This is a genomic window from Stutzerimonas stutzeri (genome assembly GCF_024448985.1).
GTDB classification, from domain to species: Bacteria; Pseudomonadota; Gammaproteobacteria; order Pseudomonadales; family Pseudomonadaceae; genus Stutzerimonas; species Stutzerimonas stutzeri_AP.
On record NZ_JAMOII010000018.1, the window covers coordinates 1 to 17082 of the forward strand.

The following is a 17082-nucleotide window of genomic DNA, read 5'->3' on the forward strand; positions in this document are numbered from 1 at the left end:
CCTTAGTGACTGCTGCTCGCCAGCGCCGGAGTAGTACCAACCGGAACTGAAGTTGAACATGCCGTCAGCATGTTTGGCGGTGTGCGATACGAATGAATCGTTGTCGATGGTGTGCTTGTCGACGGCGTTGAAGCAGAAGAGTCCATCGTCGGCCAGTGCGGCATGCACGCTAGCGACACAGGCATTCAGCCGCTCTATAGAGCCGCTGTAGTGGATGGAATACAGAAAACAGGTAATCAGGTCGACCGGCTGATCCACTCTGAAGCCACACATGTCCTGCAGGGAAAACCGTGCTTCCGGGCAGCGAATCGCTGCTCTGTCCAACATGGGCTGGTTGATGTCGAGCCCGCTGCTTTCATAGCCCGCATCGATGAAACGTCGGACATGCGGTCCGGTGCCACAAGCGAGATCCAGATGCCTGCAGCCTGCGTTACCAAATAGTTGCTGCAACCTATGAATACAGTAACTTTGCGCCTGGTAATCGATATCGGCACACATGAGATCGTAGTAACCCGACAGGTCGGTATAAATGGCGGTTCCGAGCATGGTGGCCCTGAAGTTTGAGCTGGACGTTAGGGGGCGCGCATCATATCCGGGCCGTATGAAATCGCCCATCGATTGCGCCTGGAATTATTTCGTCCTGCATGTCGGGCGCGGTGCGTACAGCCGAATGCCGGAGAGTCTCATCTCGCTGACAGAGCACGTTTCCCAACGAACACCACCCCCGGCCAATACAGCGAAGCAACGTCGCCCGATGCCAGCCAAGGCCGTCAATTAGCTGTGTTTGATCAGACGCAGCCCCGCTTCCGACGCGCGGTCGATACGATTAAGCCGCTGTCCACGGAATCAGCCATTCAGCCCATTCTTTCAACTAGAAAATCTTAAAGAATCCGGATCTCACCAACTCAACGGATTCTGAAAATGTTCATGCGCTCCCTCCTCGCTGCTGCCGTATCCCTCGCCTTGGTCGGGCAGGCTCAGGCTGTTGATCAAACGGCTTCCATTGAGCAAAACGGAAATAACAACACCGCAGAGGTCACTCAGTTAGGCGGCACCTATCTCTGGACGGAACTGGCTCAGAACGGCGATTCAAATGAAGCAACCGTGACTCAAGCCGGCACCAACGTGTCAGTCGAAGCGACACAGCAAGGCGTTGCGAACCAGTTGACGGCCACCCAGGAAGGATTTGGGACATGGGTTCGGTCTCACCAGGAAGGCGAAGGCAACCTACAAAGCATCGTGCAGCGATCCGAAGGCGGGGTAACGGCGTACGTCTACCAATATGGGGTCGATAACGAGGCATATGTTGTACAGAACGACGGCGATTACAACGATGGCAGAATCAACCAGCATGGCCAGCAAAACGTGGTCCGGCTGGAGCAGACCTACATCCTGAACAGTCTCGACGCGACACAGGAAGGGACTCGCAACCTGGCTAATGTTCGCCAGACCGGCCATGTAACGGCCCAGATCAATCAAACCGGCCTGGCAAACCACGTAGAGCTTCAACAAGGCGCGTATTCGCGGGCGAATGCCGTCATCAGTCAGACGGGGGAGTACAACGAGGCGAGCGTTAGCCAATCGGAGAGAAGTTATGACTCAAGTAGCGATCTGTATCTGACTCAGACTGGAGCAAGCAACAAGGCTGACGTCTATACAGGCACGGCTGAGGGTCAATTGGATTTCACGCAGATCGGTACGGGTAACGAACTGATCGCGCGTCAAGGCGTCCGCAACGGCAGCGTTACCGGTATTTCCAGGGGAGACTACAACGAAGTCTTCTTCGTCCAGACGGGTGACGGCAACACGCTTGACCTGGCTCAAAGTGGCGCGGATAACGTGATTGAAGCGTTTCAGATGAAAGATGCGGCTTCAGGAGACGTAGGCATCATCGATCAGACCGGTACCGGCAATTACGCGCGCTTGACCCAAGGAATAGACAGCCTTGGCAGCGGTATGGACACTGCGGCAATCATGCAGAACGGGATGAACAACAGCGCGACTGTCACCCAGCGTTAGTAGGCCTTTGTAGCCCGAACGGCCTTATCCTGCCGGAACGTAAAGCGCCCGATGCACCGCATCGGGCGCTTTCGTTACGAAGCGCCTGTAACGCGCATGCAAAGGCAGCTGCCTCTCCACGGCTGCATGAGCCTCCCTGCCCCATTTAGCGTTGACCGCAACGGCTCCTGTTCGCGTCTGCAAGGAGGTACATCGTTACATCAATTCGTGCCTAGCCCGAGCCGCGAGCCGCGAGCCGCGAGCCGCGAACGAGACAAGTCCGTATACTCGCCGCTTCCCGCGAGCCTTCCGTGAGCAGCACACTGTGAGCAACAAACGATATGCCTGCATTGGCCTGAGCAACCCGAAATCGCCGTCCAATGTGGGGGCGATCATGCGCGCGGCGGGCTGCTATGGCGCCGCTTCGGTGTTCTATACCGGCACCCGCTATGACCGTGCGAAGGATTTCATCACCGACACCAAGAAGGTCCATCAGGACATTCCGCTGATCAATATCGATGACTTGCGCAAGATCCTGCCGCTCGGCTGTGTGCCGGTGGCGGTTGAGCTGGTCGAGGGTGCGCGTGCTCTACCGGAATACACGCATCCTGATCGAGCGCTGTACATTTTCGGCGCCGAAGATGGCTCGCTCAGCAAGGAAATTCGTGACTGGTGCGAGGACGTCGTCTACATCCCCACCAATGGCTGCATGAACCTCGCAGCAACGGTCAACGTGGTGCTTTACGACCGGCTGTCCAAGGGCAACAACACCCGCTCCGGACCCGAGTTCGGACGCCAACCCCAACAAACCACTTAGCTCGCCGAACTTTTCGGCGATAGTGGCTGTGTTCAGGCTTGTCCGTTCAGTCCGGCGATTGCTCCCAGGCACAGCTGCTCCATGCAGCCGGCCCACTCGTTGATACGCTCCGGCTCGAGCTGCACCAGCATGGCGTAGCGGCGCCCACCCCAGACCGACAGATGCAGCGCCTCAAGGGTGGCTGTATCCGGGCGTACAGGCAGATCGTTCGCCGCGTCGATGACGCGATGCCAGGCGCCCAGTAAGTCCTCATAAACCCGGCGCTGGTGCTTGGGCTTCGCAACCAGCGCTTCCAGTTCGAGCATGTCTGGATGAAACCAGGGCAGATGCGGTTCGACGCCGACGAGCAATCGCACCAACCGCTGGATTCGCACCGGCCAGCCGATCGCAGCGGGCTCCACTGCTTGCTCGTCGATTGCCTCAAGCAGCTGCTCGATGCAATACCGCACGTAGCCCGAGTGCAGAGCCTGCTTGTTGGGGAAGTAGTCGTACAGGGTGCCGATGGCAACGCCAGCCTCAAGCGCAACGGCACGGGTCGTCAGTCGAGACCAGCCATCGCGCTGCCAGATCCGAACATAGCTGTCATAAATCGCCTGAACCGTGAACTTGGCGCGCGCCTGGATAGGCCGTTTGAGCGGCTTGGCGCTCGGCAATCGTGTGCTCATGAAATCCGAACCCGGCGGTAAAACGAAAGGGCTACAGTCGATGCCATCCCAATATGACCCCAAGGTGCCATCGATGAGCGTCATCCGCCAGCTGCAAAACAACAAGCAAAGCATGGAGCAAACCCGCATTCAGGCCCTGCCGATACCGGAACTGAAGGCCGGCGAGGCTCTGTTGCGAATCAGCCGACTGGCGCTGACCACGAACAATGTCACCTACGCGGCCTTCGGCGAAACCCCACACCTGCGCTACTGGGACTTTTTCCCGACCGGTGATGCCGAGTGGTTCCACATGCCCGCGTGGGGGTTTGCCGAGGTCGTCGAAAGTACGGTCGAGGGGCTGGCCAAGGGCGAACGCTTCTATGGCTTCTGGCCGATCGCCAGCCATCTCGTCATGCAGCCGGTGCGGGTATCCGAGCGCGGCTTCTACGACGGCGCCGAGCATCGGTTAGCGCTGACCTCGGCCTATAACCAGTACCAGCGCATCGGCACCGACGCTGCGTATCGCGCCGAGAGCGAGAACTACCAGATGCTGCTGCGACCGCTGTTCATCACTTCGTTCATGCTGGCGGATTTCCTGGAGGACAACGGCTTCTTCGGCGCGCGGCAGATCGTGATATCCAGTGCATCGAGCAAGACGGCATACGGCACGGCGTTCTGCCTGCAGAACAATCCGACCGTGACGATGATCGGCCTGACCTCCCCCACCAATATTGACTTTGTGCAAGGGCTGGGATGCTATCGCCAGGCGCTTGGCTACGATCAGCTCGGCTCACTCGATCCTAACGTGCCAACGCTCTACGTGGACTTCTCCGGCAGCACCGGACTTCGCCGGCAGGTCCACGCACATTTCAAAGGCACCCTGGTGCACGATTGCTATGCCGGATCGGCGCAGAACCAAGACTATGCCGAGCCCGACCAGACGCTAGCCGGCCCGCAGCCACAGCCTTATTTCGCGCCCTACCAGATCAAGAAGCGCAACGCTGACTGGGGCGCTGCTGAGGTCACCCGCCGCTTCAACGAGGCGCAGCTGGCCTTTATCGCTCGGGTGGGTGATGCGCAGCAGCCCTGGATGCAGGTGAACGAGCACGCCGGCCTGGAAGCCGCGCAAGCCTTGGGCGAGTCGCTGATAAAAGGACACATGAACCCGCTCGCGGGGCACGCGGTGGTACTCGGCTGAGTCCGCCTACGGGTTTCACGTGCTGGGAGGAATGAATGCTTACAGCCGTGGTGGCGTCAGCTCGCCGCTCACGGCTCGCTCGCTCCCACGCCTGCGCGAGGTTCGCCGCGGCTGCAGCTGATCCAGCGCCGCGGAGTTTTGCCTGGCCCACTCGTAGATCAACTCGATTGGCTGAACCATGAGTTTGCCCAGCGGCGACAGTGCATAACTCACCGCGGGAGGCACCGAATCGAGGGTGTGCCGCTCGATCAGCCCGCTCTCCTCCAGCTCCCGCAGCGTCTGAATCAGCATCTTTTTGGAGATACCCGGCATGCTCCGATGCAGCGCCCCACTGCGTGCAATGCCGTCATGTCGCGCATGAAGCGTATGCAGAATCATGCTGGTCCATTTGGTCGTGAAGATTTCCAACACGCGCCGCGGGGCGCAGTCTTCAAGCCATTGTTCTTCGTCAGAGCCCGTGTTCATGGGGGATGGTTACCATTTGGTGCCGACTTGGATCGGCATTTTCGAGTGGTTAAGGTGCAGGCCTGTTTCATTGTGTGAGGGTCTGAACATGACAAATCAAGCACTGGTGGTCGGGGCGAGTGGAATCGTCGGCTCGGCGGTGTCGCGCCTGCTGGCCAAAGAAGGCTGGGCGGTCGCCGGACTGGCTCGACGTCCCAACGCCGAAGCGGGCGTCACGCCGATAAGCGCGGACCTGCTGGATACTTCGTCGCTGGGCTCGGCGCTGAGCGGTCTTGCACCCACACACGTGTTCCTGACGACCTGGGCGCGCCAGGCCAGCGAAGCGGAGAATATCCGGGTCAACGCGCAGATGGTGCGTAATCTACTCGAGGCCTTGCGTTCGGCTGGCTCGGTTCGCCATGTTGCATTGGTGACCGGCCTCAAACATTACCTGGGTCCGTTCGAAGCCTACGGCAAGGGCTCGCTGCCGCAAACGCCGTTCCATGAGGAACAGGGGCGGCTGGACGTCGAGAACTTCTACTACGCCCAGGAAGACGAGGTGTTCGCCGCGGCGGCCCGCGACGGCTTTACCTGGAGCGTTCACCGGCCCCACACCGTGACCGGTATTGCTGTCGGCAACGCGATGAACATGGCGACCACGCTGGCCGTCCACGCCTCTATCTGCCGCTTTACCGGCCGACCTTTCCGCTTTCCGGGCTCGGAAGTGCAATGGAACAGCCTGACCGACATGACCGACGCGGGCCAGCTTGCCAGGCATCTGCGCTGGGCCTCGACAACGCCTGCGGCGGCCAACCAGGCCTTCAACATCGTCAATGGCGATGTGTTCCGCTGGAGGTGGATGTGGTCGCGCATCGCCGAGTGGTTCGATATCGAGGCCGCGCCGTTCGACGGCCAACCCGCGCCGCTGGAACAGCAGATGGCGAACGACGCCGAGACCTGGACAGCAATGGCCGAACAGTTTGGCCTCGCGGAAACGAATATCGACAAGCTCATTTCGCCGTGGCACACCGATGCGGACCTCGGTCGTCCGATCGAGGTCGTAACGGACATGTCGAAAAGCCGCAAGCTCGGATTTCTGGATTACCAGGCGAGTGACGAGGCCTTCTTCAAGGTCTTCGCCGATCTGCGTGCGAGCAAACTCATCCCCTGAGTGGAGCTACAGGCGGGCCGGATCACGGAGGCGAGTCTTCGTGATGTTCCTTTGTAGTGCTGGTTCCTATATAGGAGCCAGCCAGCCGGTGAATGGACGCATCGAGCAGTACGGCGATGCTCGCAGCACGGCAACTGGATTTCATTCGCCGCGCTTAAGTGATATTACATAGCCATCACGAAGATGGTGGCAGAGATGATACCAAGGATCCGGGCGATACCGCTCATAACCGGCGCTGCTCTTGCGCTGACTTTATTCGCGCTTGCGCCTTCCGGCACCAGCCAGGTCGCCGAAGCCGCCTCGTGCGGCCCAAGCGGGGCGAACTTGCAGCAGGGACCGCGGGGTGGCTGCTTTTACATAAACCGAAACGGTAATAAAACTTACGTGGCTCGCACTTGCTGCTGAAAAAATCTAACACCTGACAACGCCTGAGCTAGCCTGGATCGACGTGCTCCCAGGCGGCCGAACGCCATAGCTACGCTCTTCCCCTATTCAGGTGCAACTACATGACCATTGCCGAAGCCTGCCTCCTTGTTGCCTGCCTTCTTCCCCTTGCCTGCGCATGGATCGCCAAGTCGAAAGGCCTTGGTAAACCGCGCCGCGACGGCGGCTTCGATAACCACAGTCCACGTCAATGGTTGGCCAGTCTGGAGGGATGGCAGGCTCGGGCAAACGCCGCGCAGTTGAACAGCTTCGAAGCGCTGCCGATCTTCATCGCCGGCGTTCTGGTGGCCGAGCACCTGCAAGCCTCACAGGCGGTGATTGATGGCCTTGCCGCTGCTTTCGTCGCGGCCAGAGTCGGCTATATCGGCGCTTATCTCGCCGATTGGGCTAACGTGAGGTCGGTGCTCTGGGCGTTGGGGCTCGCCTGCTGCATCGCCCTGTTCTTCATCGGGTAAGCCCTCTGTCTGGCCGCGATGGCGCATTGGTCGCGCTACCGAGCCCCAGCAGCAAGCACGACGCCACGGAATAATGCCTCCCAAACATCTGGCCAATTCGTTGCGCACGAACAAGCCCTTGACGCCCGCAAGCGCCAAAATCTCTCGCATATTTGGTGAACAACGGCGCCAGGCAGTGGCCAGGCACGCTACCGAAACAGTACGCTTCAACCCCCTCTCGGTGATCGCCCCCCGATGAACGCCCAACAATCGTTTCTGCTTCGCTACCCATCTGCCAGCCTGCTGCTTATCCAGTTGCTGGGCATCGTGCTGTATCCCTTTCTCGACGATTTGCCGCGCGGTCGGGCGATCATGGGGACGTTCGGTATCGTAGTGCTAGTGGCGGCGTTGCGTATGGTGCAGCGCAGTCCGCTGATCCAGTGGGTGGCCTTCACGCTGGCGGCGTGCATTCTGGTGCTGACCATCATCGGTGAGGTGCGCGGCGGGCTGGAGTTGAGTCTGACGCTGGCCGCGCTGGAGGCGGCTTTCTATTTCTATGCCGCGGCCAGCCTGATCGCTTACATGATGGAAGATCAGCGCGCCACTACGGATGAGCTGTTCGCGGTGGGGGCCACCTTCACGCTGCTGGCCTGGGCCTTCGCCTACAGTTTCATGGTCTGCCAATTGTTGCTGCCGGATAGCTTTACCGCGTTGCTCGATCCCGAAGCACCGCGCACCTGGCTGGAGTTGCTGTTTCTAAGCTTTTCCATCCTCTCGGGCGTCGGCATTGGCGACATTCTGCCGATCACGCCGATGGCACGTGCGCTGGTGATGCTTGAGCAATTCGCAGGGGTGATGTACATCGCGCTGGTGGTCTCGCGCCTGATCGGGCTGACGATCCGGCGCTAGTGCCTTTGAAAACCGAAGAGCGGACATGGCGTCTGGCACACACTCAATTGATACCCCTTGTTTAGCCGTGCCGTTTGGCACCCAAGAGTATTGCCATTATCACCATACCCATCCCCACGAGATGTCCGAACGACAACAATTCTCCCAGAACAAGAAAACCAACCAGCGCCGCGCTGAGTGGCATCAAACCCGTGAACAGGCCTGCAATATTGGCGGGTACCTGTGAAACGCCTCTATACCAGAGCAGAAAGGACAACACGCTTGCGGTAAGTGAATAAAAGACAACCCAGCCCCAAAGTTCCCATCCAGGCCCAGCCCAAGCGAAATTCATCGCTTGCACAACAGCCAAAGGAGCGAACAGGAGGAAGCCTACGATATTTACGCCAAAGGCCATGCTCCAGGGATGTACCGTAAGAGATAAGCGCCGCGAGAAGACTGCAAATAACGCCTCGGCTAAAACGGCTCCCAGGACCAATAAATTGCCCAGCACATTGCTCTTTCCAGAAACGCCCGCATCCTGCAGGTTCAGCACGGCTATTCCTACCGCGGCAAAAACAACAGCCACCATTGCACGACGGCTGAGGCGCTCGCGAAGCCATAGCCATGCCAATAACGCAATGAGCGACGGAAGAGCGCTAGTAATGATTCCGGCACTCGTGGCAGTGGTGTAAATGACGCCATAAAGCATCAACAAGCTAAACAGGAAACACCCAAAAAAGGACTGAAGGAATAAACCCCGCCACGCAGGCCTGTCCAGGCCTTGACGAAATGATGGGCGGAACATCCCCGGAAGCAGAACGATACTTGCAATCAAGAAGCGCATCGCCGCAAACAGAAACACCGGCAGTTCACTGACGATCAGTTTTCCTATGCCGATATTGCTGCCCACCATGCACATCGACAAACCGAGACATAAGTACGCGAACAAAGGCACCCTGGATGAATTGTTGTCCATTTCTAGCTTTCTGTCCTATGACCTTCTGCGCATCACAAGGAATGAAGACATCGACGGCGCAGAGGGGCTCTTCCTTCCATCACATCAAGGCGCCCTGAACAGGGCCGTCCAGTGCGGGAGTTTCGTTGAAAAGAATATCCGCTGTCATTAGCGTGCCATCGTCCTTTTCATCAGCTTGAGACGAGCCAGACTCAGAGCGTGGTAAACCAATCGTCAGCAACGAATCAATGGCGTGGGCAGCGGGTCGATGCCATGAAAACGTGCATCCCGATTTTCCGCAGCCAGCGCGCTGACGAAGGCAGCCCTCTCCTGCAATCGCTGCCAAAAAGCTTCAGTGAGCCTTTGAAACTGCGGCCTTAGTCCGAGGAAGTCAGCCAACAGCAGCGCATAACCGACAGCGATGTCGGCGTTACTGAATCTGTTCTGACAGAGGTATTGATTACCTGCCTGCAGGGCGTTTTCAACTCCACGCAAGCGGCCCAGAAACCAGCGCGTGTAGTCCTCGACAACCTGGGGTTGCCGTCGCTCAGAGGATTCAAAATAGGCGTAACGGAGGATCAACGTTTGAGGGAAAGTAAGCGTCGCATCAGCCGCGCTTAGCCAGTTCAGGTACTGGCCATAATCGGCTTCGCCTTTATTCACCGACAACGCACCACCGCCGTACACCTGACTGAGGTACTCGCAGATGGCCGCCGACTCGGTTAACACGCCATTGCCATCGACAAGCGCAGGGACCGTGCCCAGCGGGTTGATTTGAAAGAACGCTTTGTCATGCAGGCGAGGCGGAAACGCCATCGTTACCAGCCGGTAATCCAGCCCGAGTTCTTCCAACGCCCACAACACACGAAACGAGCGGGCGCTAACGCAGTGGTACAGGGTGACTTCAGTCATCGTCGTCTCGCTGTTCAGCACCACTCAGGGGGACTTCTAGTGGGATTATTGGCCACGGACGAGCGCCGGCCAATGTCGAAAGTCTCCAACCGTTGCGCTCGCTTAGGACAATGATCGATGCCGATTCGAACACATGCGGCTGCGTGGGCATCAAAAAATGCTGGTGCATTTTCGCCGCATCAACCGTTGAATTGATTGATGGCAATGTGGCACTCCGCTACAGTCGCCTGCACACCTGCCAGGGACGGACCGATGCTTAATGGAAGCCTCGCCAGATGCAGGTTTTCAGAGGGAAATTGGCCATGGCTGTCGGACTTGAGCGCGTGTCGAACGATGAAGCCGCTACCCAAGCGAGCGAAACCATCAGGCGAGCGGACCCGGCATTCGCCCGTGGATGGAGCATCGTTCGGATGCGTGCGCAACTGGTGCCGCCGCGAATATGGGTGCTGTTGTTATCGGCTACCGTCATCGCCATTGCCGGCAAAGCGTTGACTGTTGAAGGGACAGCAAAGCATTCGGCGTCTGCCAAGCCCTTGCCTGTGCTGTTGATGATGACCGAGAAGCCGGTACGCCATACCAGCCCATGACGTTGGAGCCTCGCTGGCCATCAGCTGGTGCCTATTCGTAGTGGCCAGCGGCACGAAACCACGCGAGCTGTCACGCTTGCTTCATCATCAGCAGCAAGAAGCCCACCACGATTCCCGCCAGCGCAATCGCCCAGCCAATCCGGTGCGCACGATTCTTTTCTGCCTGCCGGACGGGGTCCACGGGCTTTTTCTTTTTCACGATTCACCTGCCTTTCGATCAATCACGTGCATGCCAGAAGCGCACGCCTCGCTGCGCGCGCCTTTTTAGGCCGTGGGGATCGAATTGTCCAGCAGCTCGCCCAGAACAGACCGCCAGCATTTGTCGAGGACGTTCAGCCGAGCGGGCTTTCCCCGGGATTCGGTTCGTTCTTCGGATCTGTGCCCGCTTCCGGATCGGCGTTTTCTCCCGACTCGGGTACGTCGCCATATTCATCAAAGTCCGGCGGAGTCAGGCCATCCTTGAGCGGGTCGTTTGGATCGATCATGTCAGCGGTCCTCATACGTTTGTTGGATGCTTTGGCAGCCCATACGTTAGAACCATGGATGGCGTGGTCGTTCGTCAGCTTGTAAGGCAGCACATAGGGTTCGCCGGCAGCGCTGCTTACCCTTCCCGCCCTGGCAAGATGTACCGAAGCGTGAAACGAAAAACGCCCCGATTTCTTACGAAAGCGGGGCGTACCGGCGACGGCGGCTGTAACGCTTACTGGGTTTGGGTCACGAATGCACTGTTGCCTGTACCGGATTGCAGGATAAACGCCTGGTTGGCCTGCATATCGTTCTGAACAACGGTCGCCAGGTTGTAGGCACCACCCGTCTGGGTCACGCTCGCAAACTGCTCGGCGCCGGCTTGGTCAATATCAACAGTGTTGTCACTGCCGCCCATTTGCAGAACGTCAGCGGTCAGCGAGTCGCCGTCCTGGACGATATCGACATTGTGGGAGTCGCCCATCGACATCCCCATAATGCTGTTGTCGTTGCCATCCTGAGCAAGGGTCGCGTTGTTGTAATCACCATCCTGTGTGAAGAACAGTTCGTTCGCGACGCCCGTCTGCGTAGCGGTCAGGTCGTTGCCCTCACCGCTCTGAATGCCAAAGGCAATGGAGTCGGTCGAGCCATTCTGGGTAATCGATCCGTTGTTGTAGTCACCGTACTGCTGCAGATTACCCTCATTGCCCGCCCCGCTCCTCTGGACGACGCTGCCATCGTTCCAATTGCCTTCCTGATAGGTGCGCACGAGGCTACCGGTCTCGCCGTATTGGTCGACCGAGGCCAGGTTGTTCGAGCCATCCTGGGACTGGAATGCCTCGACGCTTGTCGAATGCTGTTGGTAGATCTCCGCGGTGTTGGCGGAGCCGTTAGTCTGGATCTGCTCGGAGAAGGAGTTGCCAACTGTGGCGAACTGTTTCGCGTACAGGGTGTTGCTGTCGGACGTCCCAGTCTGGGTCTGGACAGCTTTCGCGAACGAGTCGGTTTCCTGATAAATCTCGACCGAGCCGTTATTGCCCGCCTGGTACTGCTCAGCAACATTGCGGCCTGTGTTGTACAAGCCGTTGTTCTGAGTGACGGTGGCAAGGTTGTTGTCGCCGGTCTGCTCCTGCGTTGAGGTGTCATAGTTGGCGAAAGCGTGCGTGGCGAAAACGGTCAGGATGGCGGCTGCTAGGGGCTTGCAGTTGAACATGAGTTTCTCCATGGTGATTGTTCTACGCTTTATTTTCCTTCCGGTCTGGGTGAGCCCATACCGTCGTATGCTGGTTCGGGTTTGAACCCTTGCCAGCAGAGCGGGCACAGCTGAAGCCCAACTCCGAGCGCGCGCCTCGATGACGCACTATTCGCTGCAGCAAGCCTTGCCTGCTGCGAACTAAAGCCATAGCTGATGTAACTTAAAGCCGAGACCGGAAACCCCATATCTCCGCCGATGATTCTGGACGCGAGGCAGCCGGGGTCGCATCGAGGCGGACCTGCTGGCCCTTACGTCGCGCCTTGGTGTCCGCTATCAGACCGTGATCATGCGCAACGACGGCGCAGCCGAAATCCATCCAACGATGGAAAAGATGCATCAGTGGTCGCCCTTTGATCTCGAATGCAACCTTAAGGCGCGTCGTGTTTCGGCTAAGGCAACAGACCGTTACCTGCTTGACGCTAGCGAGCGATGCATAGGACGAGCCGATACGGCAAAACGCCTGCCAACCAGACAGACCCCACTTGCCGTCTCAGCACACCCGCAATCTATAATCGTTCCTATTTGCACCGGATTCCTTCGCAATGCCTTCTTCCGTGCCCTTTTCCGCAGCCCGACAGATTCTTGCAATCGAAGACGACCCGGTTCTCGGCACACACCTGAAAACCTCTCTGGAAAGCCGTGGTTTTCAGGTCACGCTTGCTGAAGATGGGCTGACCGGCCTGACCTTGGCCAGTGACTCGGCTTACGACTTGGTCCTGCTGGATGTGATGCTGCCGGAACTCGGCGGCATGGAATTACTGACCCGTCTGCGGGCACAGCGCCGCACCCCGGTGCTGATGATGTCCGCGCTGGGCAATGAAGAGCATCGCATCCAAGGCTTCGATAGCGGTGCCGACGACTACCTGCCCAAGCCATTCAGCATCGAGGAATTACAGGTGCTCATCGCCGCTATTCTGCGTCGCGTGGCCTACGAACGCAGCGTGCAACCGGCGGTGAACGACGAGTCGATGCGCTTCGATGATCAGCGCGGCGACCTGCGTTACGAGGGGCGCTGGGTCGGTTTGACGGGCACTGAATATCGGCTGTTAAAGGTGCTGCACGACGCGGCCGGCGAGGTGCTGAGCAAACCCTTCCTTTACCAGCAGACATTGCGCCGCGGTTACTCGCAGCATGATCGCAGCCTGGACATGCACATCAGCAACATCCGCCGCAAACTGGCGCGCGAGCAGGTCACGGCATTGCGTCTGGAGTCGGTTTGGGGCAAGGGCTACGTACTGGAACTGCAGGCCGACTGATGCCCAACCGTCATTCATTGTTCTGGCGTCTAGTGATACTGGTCGCCGGATTCTGTCTGTCGATGATCTGGGTCAGCGGCTATGTCGGCCGTCAGATCGACCGGAACAATTCTTACCTGTCAGAGGAAGCGCGCGACGTCCTCTCCGGCTACGCCGAGGATGCTTACAACGCATTGCAAACGGGGCCAGAAGCGCTGAGCCGTTGGCTCGGGATGATGCGGCAGCGCGAGTCGAGTTGGATGGTGGTGGTCAACCAGCACCTGCAACCGCTCGGCGGCCAGAGGTTGAGCGTCGAGGAACGTCAGATGCTCACCTTCGTGAGGGATTACGAGTGGCCGATGAGCCGCCGCAACGCGGGGCTGCCACTCGTTTCGATCCCGCTGAGTGAGGCGGGCGAAAAGCTGATCATGCGCCTGCCCAAGCGCTTCCGGCCTTGGCGCAACCACGCGTTGCTCACGGCCGGCGCGGTGTATCTTCCGCCAGTACTGCTGTCGATACTCTTCTGCTGGTTGCTCTATCGCCTGCTGGTTTCCCCGTTGGACCGTCTGCGCCGGCAGGCCAACGCGCTACGCGGCAACCGTCTCGACTCGCTGCTACCCCCGTCGCTGGTCGGACGCAACGATGAGCTCGGGGAGCTGGGTCGCTCACTGGAATACCTCACCCAACGCCTGCGCGATGCCATCGCGCAACAACAACAATTGCTGCGCGATCTCTCCCATGAACTGCGCACGCCGCTCAGTCGCCTGCGCGTGGCGTGCGAGAGCGATTTGACCGCGGAAGAGATGCGTTGCCGTACCGACCGGGAAGTCCTCTGCATGCAACAACTGGTGGACAGCACGCTGGAGTTCGCCTGGCTGGACAGCGAGCAGCCGCGCTTTGAGTGCGAGCCGGTGGATGTCGAGGCGCTGTGGGATGTGCTCTGCGAAAACGCCTGCTTCGAAGCGGGCTGGCCGCGCGAGCGCATTCGCACGCAGGTGCCGAGCGGCTGCCGGGTGCTCGGCAACCTGAACGCACTGGCGCAGGCAATGGAAAACATTCTGCGAAACGCGATTCGCTACTCCCCTGCGCAAGGAACGGTTTGCCTCTCCGCGGATCGCGTCGGTGACTTCTGGCACCTGCGCATTAAGGACCAGGGGCCGGGCGTGCCTCGGGAACAGCTTTCGGTGATCTTCCGGCCTTTCGCTCGCCTCAGCGCGGCGCGGCCCGGTGGCGACGGCTTCGGCCTCGGATTGGCGATCGCCCGCGGCATGGTGTTGAGGCAGGGCGGCGAGATCTGGGCCGAAAACGCTGAGCCGGGCCTGCGAATGAACATCCGCTTACAAAGTGTATAGATTGTAAATGCGCTTTACTCTCAAATGAGAATACTTAGCATTACTGCCAGCACGGCGACCCTATCGCTGTCGCGCCTGGCATGCGGCCATCCGGGACCGCACGACGTAACGCTTCTCAGGGAGACTGCTTTAAATGGTGATTTTCAATCGGCACCGGCTGGCTTGCGCGATCGCCGTGGCAACTTCGATGAGCGCACCGGCCTACGCCGAAGAGCCCCTCGAACTACAACCCACAACAGTGGTAACGGCCGCCGGTTATGAGCAGAACATCGCCAAGGCACCGGCGAGCATTTCGGTGATCACCCGCGAGCAGTTGGAAAAGCAGTCCTACACGAACGTCGTCGATGCGATGAAGAACATACCCGGCGTCTACGTTACGGGCGGCGGCAACATGCAGGACATCAGCATTCGAGGCATGAGTTCGTCCTACACCCTGTATCTCGTCGATGGCCGCCCTGTATCCGCCGGCCGTTCGGTGAATACCAACGGCAGCGACGGCGGCAAACAGATCGGCCTGCCGCCGCTGGCCATGATCGAGCGCATCGAAGTGATCCGGGGACCGATGTCTTCGCTGTATGGCTCCGAGGCCATGGGCGGCGTAATCAACATCATCACCCGTAAAGGCGGCGATGCCTGGGCCGGTACCATTTCCGCCGAATACGGCCACTCGCTGAACGACATCAACGAAGACGAAGCCACCACCAACTTCTACCTGGGCGGCGCGCTGGTTCCGGGTTTGCTTGGCGCCCGGCTCAACGGCAGCTACACCCGGGCAGACGAAAGCGACTACATCGGCGGTAGCGACGGTGCCGCCAGCATACCGGACAGCCAGCGCAAGCAAGGCGGCGTCGAACTCTATCTGACGCCCGACGAGCGCAACCGCTTCTCGCTCAGTTACCAGGCCGCGCGGTTGAACGAAACCCATCACCCAGGCCAGAGCGTTGACATCACCGCGACGAAAAACACCACTGATTACGAAAAAGACATCTACGTGCTGGCCCACGACGGCCACTACGCCGATTGGCAGATCAGTAGCTACCTGCAGCACGACAAATCGGAGCGCGTGCAAGACCTGACCAAGCGCGAGGAAGTCACCACGCTGAACACCCAAGCGAGCTATTTCTGGGGCTCCCACGTCTTCACCGTAGGCGGTCAATACAAGTACGAAGACTTCACCGATAAATCCAACGGCCTGCTGACATCCAACGTGCCGGGCGCCGTTGCCAGTGTCGATCGCTGGCTGGCAGCCGTCTTCGCCGAAGCGGAATGGGGCATAACCGAGGATCTGGCAGTCACCACCGGCCTGCGCTACAACGACGACGAGCTCTTTGGTGGCTACCTGTCGCCGCGCCTCTACGGCGTCTACCAATCCACGCCGAACCTGACCCTCAAGGGCGGCATCTCCACCGGCTACAAACAGCCCGGTCTCGCTGATGCCACCGAAGGCTTCGGGCGCGGCACCGGTGGTGGCGGCTCTCCGGCACCCTACCCGCGCGGTTTGATCATCGGCAACCCGGAACTGGACCCGGAAACCAGCACCAACTATGAGCTTGGCTTCAACTACGACAACCCCGAACTGGGCTTCGCCACCAGCGTCATGGCGTTCTATACCCAGTACAAGGACAAGATCACCGAAGACCGCATTTGCGAAACCGATACCGACGGCTCCAGCACCAATCGGAACAACGTGGCGGCCTGGTCCTGCGGCTTCGGCGGCAATAACTTCTACTTCCTCAGCACGCGGACGAACGTCGACGAAGCTATCATGCAAGGCGTCGAATGGACGCTGGATTACAGCTTCCTGCCGAACCTGCGCCTGAGCACCAGCTACACCTTCACCGACTCCGAGCAGAAGACTGGCGAGTTCAAGGGCGACCCGCTGAACAAGCAGCCCAAGCACATGGCTAACGCGCTGCTCGACTGGCAGGCGACGTCCCGCCTCAACGCCTGGCTGCAGGGTAACTACCGCAGCGAAACCAGCACCTACCTCAGTCGCACCAGCATGTCCGACGGCACGCCGGGCTACGGCTTCTTCGACGCTGGCGTGGTCTACGAATTGACTCCCAATGTCGATGTGAAGGCGGGGCTGTACAACATCGCCAACAAGGAAATCACCAACGAAGACTACGAAGTGGTACTGGACGGTCGCCGGCTGGTCGTCGGCATGACGGTCGATTTTTAAGCACGATGCGCGGCGGCGCCTTCACGGCCCGCCATATCGCTTCGAACAAACTGCCCGCTGGTCTGCCTAGCGGGCTTTTTCGTATGACTTCAGCTGTTTCC

18 protein-coding genes are annotated in these 17082 nt (G+C 59.2%); 10 read left to right on the plus strand and 8 right to left on the minus strand.

Annotated elements, in window-relative coordinates:
• On the minus strand, positions 1-546 hold a 546-nt coding region (locus tag NA647_RS16085; RefSeq protein ID WP_256058611.1), incomplete at its 3' end, for a class I SAM-dependent DNA methyltransferase.
• Positions 547-921: 375 nt separating this feature from the next.
• Between NA647_RS16085 and NA647_RS16090 the strand changes: the two genes are divergently transcribed.
• Together NA647_RS16090 and NA647_RS16095 are read left to right on the plus strand one after the other, a co-directional pair.
• Complete coding sequence (locus NA647_RS16090) at positions 922-2019, plus strand: hypothetical protein (protein ID WP_256058612.1); 1098 nt, start codon at positions 922-924, stop codon at positions 2017-2019.
• A gap of 304 nt (positions 2020-2323) precedes the next feature.
• The gene (locus NA647_RS16095) at positions 2324-2815 is read left to right on the plus strand and encodes an RNA methyltransferase (protein WP_256058613.1); all 492 of its coding nucleotides are present in this window, start codon (positions 2324-2326) and stop codon (positions 2813-2815) included.
• A 32-nt stretch (positions 2816-2847) separates the two neighbouring features.
• Here the strand turns inward: NA647_RS16095 and NA647_RS16100 are convergent, their stop codons facing one another.
• Positions 2848-3480: a TetR/AcrR family transcriptional regulator gene (locus NA647_RS16100; protein ID WP_256058614.1), complete on the minus strand. Its 633-nt coding sequence runs from the start codon at positions 3478-3480 to the stop codon at positions 2848-2850.
• Positions 3481-3553: 73 nt separating this feature from the next.
• Here NA647_RS16100 and NA647_RS16105 point away from each other — a divergent pair, with 73 nt between their 5' ends.
• Positions 3554-4657, plus strand: a complete 1104-nt coding sequence (locus tag NA647_RS16105; RefSeq protein WP_256058615.1) for a DUF2855 family protein — start codon at positions 3554-3556, stop codon at positions 4655-4657.
• A 39-nt stretch (positions 4658-4696) separates the two neighbouring features.
• On the opposite strand, the gene NA647_RS16110 is transcribed toward NA647_RS16105, so the two are convergent.
• Positions 4697-5122 (minus strand): winged helix-turn-helix transcriptional regulator, encoded by a 426-nt coding sequence (locus NA647_RS16110; RefSeq protein WP_256058616.1) that lies wholly within the window; start codon positions 5120-5122, stop codon positions 4697-4699.
• An 88-nt stretch (positions 5123-5210) separates the two neighbouring features.
• On the opposite strand from NA647_RS16110, the gene NA647_RS16115 reads away from it, so the two are divergent.
• The 3 genes from NA647_RS16115 to NA647_RS16125 all read left to right on the plus strand — a co-directional run bounded on the left by NA647_RS16115 (position 5211) and on the right by NA647_RS16125 (position 8059).
• Positions 5211-6272 carry an SDR family oxidoreductase gene (locus NA647_RS16115; protein ID WP_256058670.1) on the plus strand — a complete coding sequence of 354 codons (1062 nt, stop codon included), beginning with the start codon at positions 5211-5213 and terminating at the stop codon, positions 6270-6272.
• A 506-nt stretch (positions 6273-6778) separates the two neighbouring features.
• The gene (locus tag NA647_RS16120; protein WP_256047956.1) at positions 6779-7171 is read left to right on the plus strand and encodes an MAPEG family protein; all 393 of its coding nucleotides are present in this window, start codon (positions 6779-6781) and stop codon (positions 7169-7171) included.
• Between the two features lie 234 nt (positions 7172-7405).
• Entirely contained in the window at positions 7406-8059 is a 654-nt protein-coding gene (locus NA647_RS16125) for an ion channel (RefSeq protein WP_256058617.1), read from the plus strand.
• Between the two features lie 61 nt (positions 8060-8120).
• Here the strand turns inward: NA647_RS16125 and NA647_RS16130 are convergent, their stop codons facing one another.
• Positions 8121-9014: a DMT family transporter gene (locus tag NA647_RS16130; protein ID WP_256058618.1), complete on the minus strand. Its 894-nt coding sequence runs from the start codon at positions 9012-9014 to the stop codon at positions 8121-8123.
• Positions 9015-9227: 213 nt separating this feature from the next.
• Positions 9228-9929, minus strand: coding sequence for a glutathione S-transferase family protein (locus tag NA647_RS16135; protein WP_256058619.1), 702 nt, complete (start codon positions 9927-9929; stop codon positions 9228-9230).
• A 278-nt stretch (positions 9930-10207) separates the two neighbouring features.
• Here NA647_RS16135 and NA647_RS16140 point away from each other — a divergent pair, with 278 nt between their 5' ends.
• Positions 10208-10492, plus strand: a complete 285-nt coding sequence (locus tag NA647_RS16140; protein WP_256058620.1) for a hypothetical protein — start codon at positions 10208-10210, stop codon at positions 10490-10492.
• Positions 10493-10562: 70 nt separating this feature from the next.
• Here NA647_RS16140 and NA647_RS16145 read toward each other — a convergent pair whose 3' ends face one another.
• From NA647_RS16145 to NA647_RS16155, 3 genes are all read right to left on the minus strand, one after another.
• Positions 10563-10691 (minus strand): hypothetical protein, encoded by a 129-nt coding sequence (locus tag NA647_RS16145; RefSeq protein WP_256058621.1) that lies wholly within the window; start codon positions 10689-10691, stop codon positions 10563-10565.
• Positions 10692-10824: 133 nt separating this feature from the next.
• Positions 10825-10977 carry a hypothetical protein gene (locus NA647_RS16150; protein WP_256058622.1) on the minus strand — a complete coding sequence of 51 codons (153 nt, stop codon included), beginning with the start codon at positions 10975-10977 and terminating at the stop codon, positions 10825-10827.
• Between the two features lie 215 nt (positions 10978-11192).
• Entirely contained in the window at positions 11193-12170 is a 978-nt protein-coding gene (locus NA647_RS16155; protein WP_256058623.1) for a hypothetical protein, read from the minus strand.
• 584 nt (positions 12171-12754) lie between these two features.
• On the opposite strand from NA647_RS16155, the gene NA647_RS16160 reads away from it, so the two are divergent.
• The 3 genes from NA647_RS16160 (at position 12755) to NA647_RS16170 (ending at position 16981) form a co-directional block, all read left to right on the plus strand.
• Entirely contained in the window at positions 12755-13468 is a 714-nt protein-coding gene (locus NA647_RS16160) for a response regulator transcription factor (protein ID WP_256058624.1), read from the plus strand.
• Positions 13468-14799, plus strand: coding sequence for a HAMP domain-containing sensor histidine kinase (locus NA647_RS16165; RefSeq protein ID WP_256058625.1), 1332 nt, complete (start codon positions 13468-13470; stop codon positions 14797-14799). The genes NA647_RS16160 and NA647_RS16165 overlap by 1 nt, the downstream gene beginning before the upstream one ends.
• 133 nt (positions 14800-14932) lie before the next feature.
• On the plus strand, positions 14933-16981 hold the full coding sequence (locus NA647_RS16170) for a TonB-dependent receptor domain-containing protein (protein WP_256058626.1): 2049 nt from the start codon (positions 14933-14935) through the stop codon (positions 16979-16981).
• Positions 16982-17082 lie beyond the last annotated feature (101 nt).

Bases quoted from the DNA above. Each gene is read 5' to 3' on its own strand.
- NA647_RS16090 (WP_256058612.1), top strand. From the start codon at position 922: ATGTTCATGCGCTCCCTCCTCGCTGCTGCCGTATCCCTCGCCTTGGTC.
- NA647_RS16100 (WP_256058614.1), bottom strand. From the start codon at position 3,480: ATGAGCACACGATTGCCGAGCGCCAAGCCGCTCAAACGGCCTATCCAG.
- NA647_RS16105 (WP_256058615.1), top strand. From the start codon at position 3,554: ATGAGCGTCATCCGCCAGCTGCAAAACAACAAGCAAAGCATGGAGCAA.
- NA647_RS16110 (WP_256058616.1), bottom strand. From the start codon at position 5,122: ATGAACACGGGCTCTGACGAAGAACAATGGCTTGAAGACTGCGCCCCG.
- NA647_RS16115 (WP_256058670.1), top strand. From the start codon at position 5,211: ATGACAAATCAAGCACTGGTGGTCGGGGCGAGTGGAATCGTCGGCTCG.
- NA647_RS16120 (WP_256047956.1), top strand. From the start codon at position 6,779: ATGACCATTGCCGAAGCCTGCCTCCTTGTTGCCTGCCTTCTTCCCCTT.
- NA647_RS16125 (WP_256058617.1), top strand. From the start codon at position 7,406: ATGAACGCCCAACAATCGTTTCTGCTTCGCTACCCATCTGCCAGCCTG.
- NA647_RS16130 (WP_256058618.1), bottom strand. From the start codon at position 9,014: ATGGACAACAATTCATCCAGGGTGCCTTTGTTCGCGTACTTATGTCTC.
- NA647_RS16140 (WP_256058620.1), top strand. From the start codon at position 10,208: ATGGCTGTCGGACTTGAGCGCGTGTCGAACGATGAAGCCGCTACCCAA.
- NA647_RS16150 (WP_256058622.1), bottom strand. From the start codon at position 10,977: ATGATCGATCCAAACGACCCGCTCAAGGATGGCCTGACTCCGCCGGAC.
- NA647_RS16155 (WP_256058623.1), bottom strand. From the start codon at position 12,170: ATGTTCAACTGCAAGCCCCTAGCAGCCGCCATCCTGACCGTTTTCGCC.
- NA647_RS16160 (WP_256058624.1), top strand. From the start codon at position 12,755: ATGCCTTCTTCCGTGCCCTTTTCCGCAGCCCGACAGATTCTTGCAATC.
- NA647_RS16165 (WP_256058625.1), top strand. From the start codon at position 13,468: ATGCCCAACCGTCATTCATTGTTCTGGCGTCTAGTGATACTGGTCGCC.
- NA647_RS16170 (WP_256058626.1), top strand. From the start codon at position 14,933: ATGGTGATTTTCAATCGGCACCGGCTGGCTTGCGCGATCGCCGTGGCA.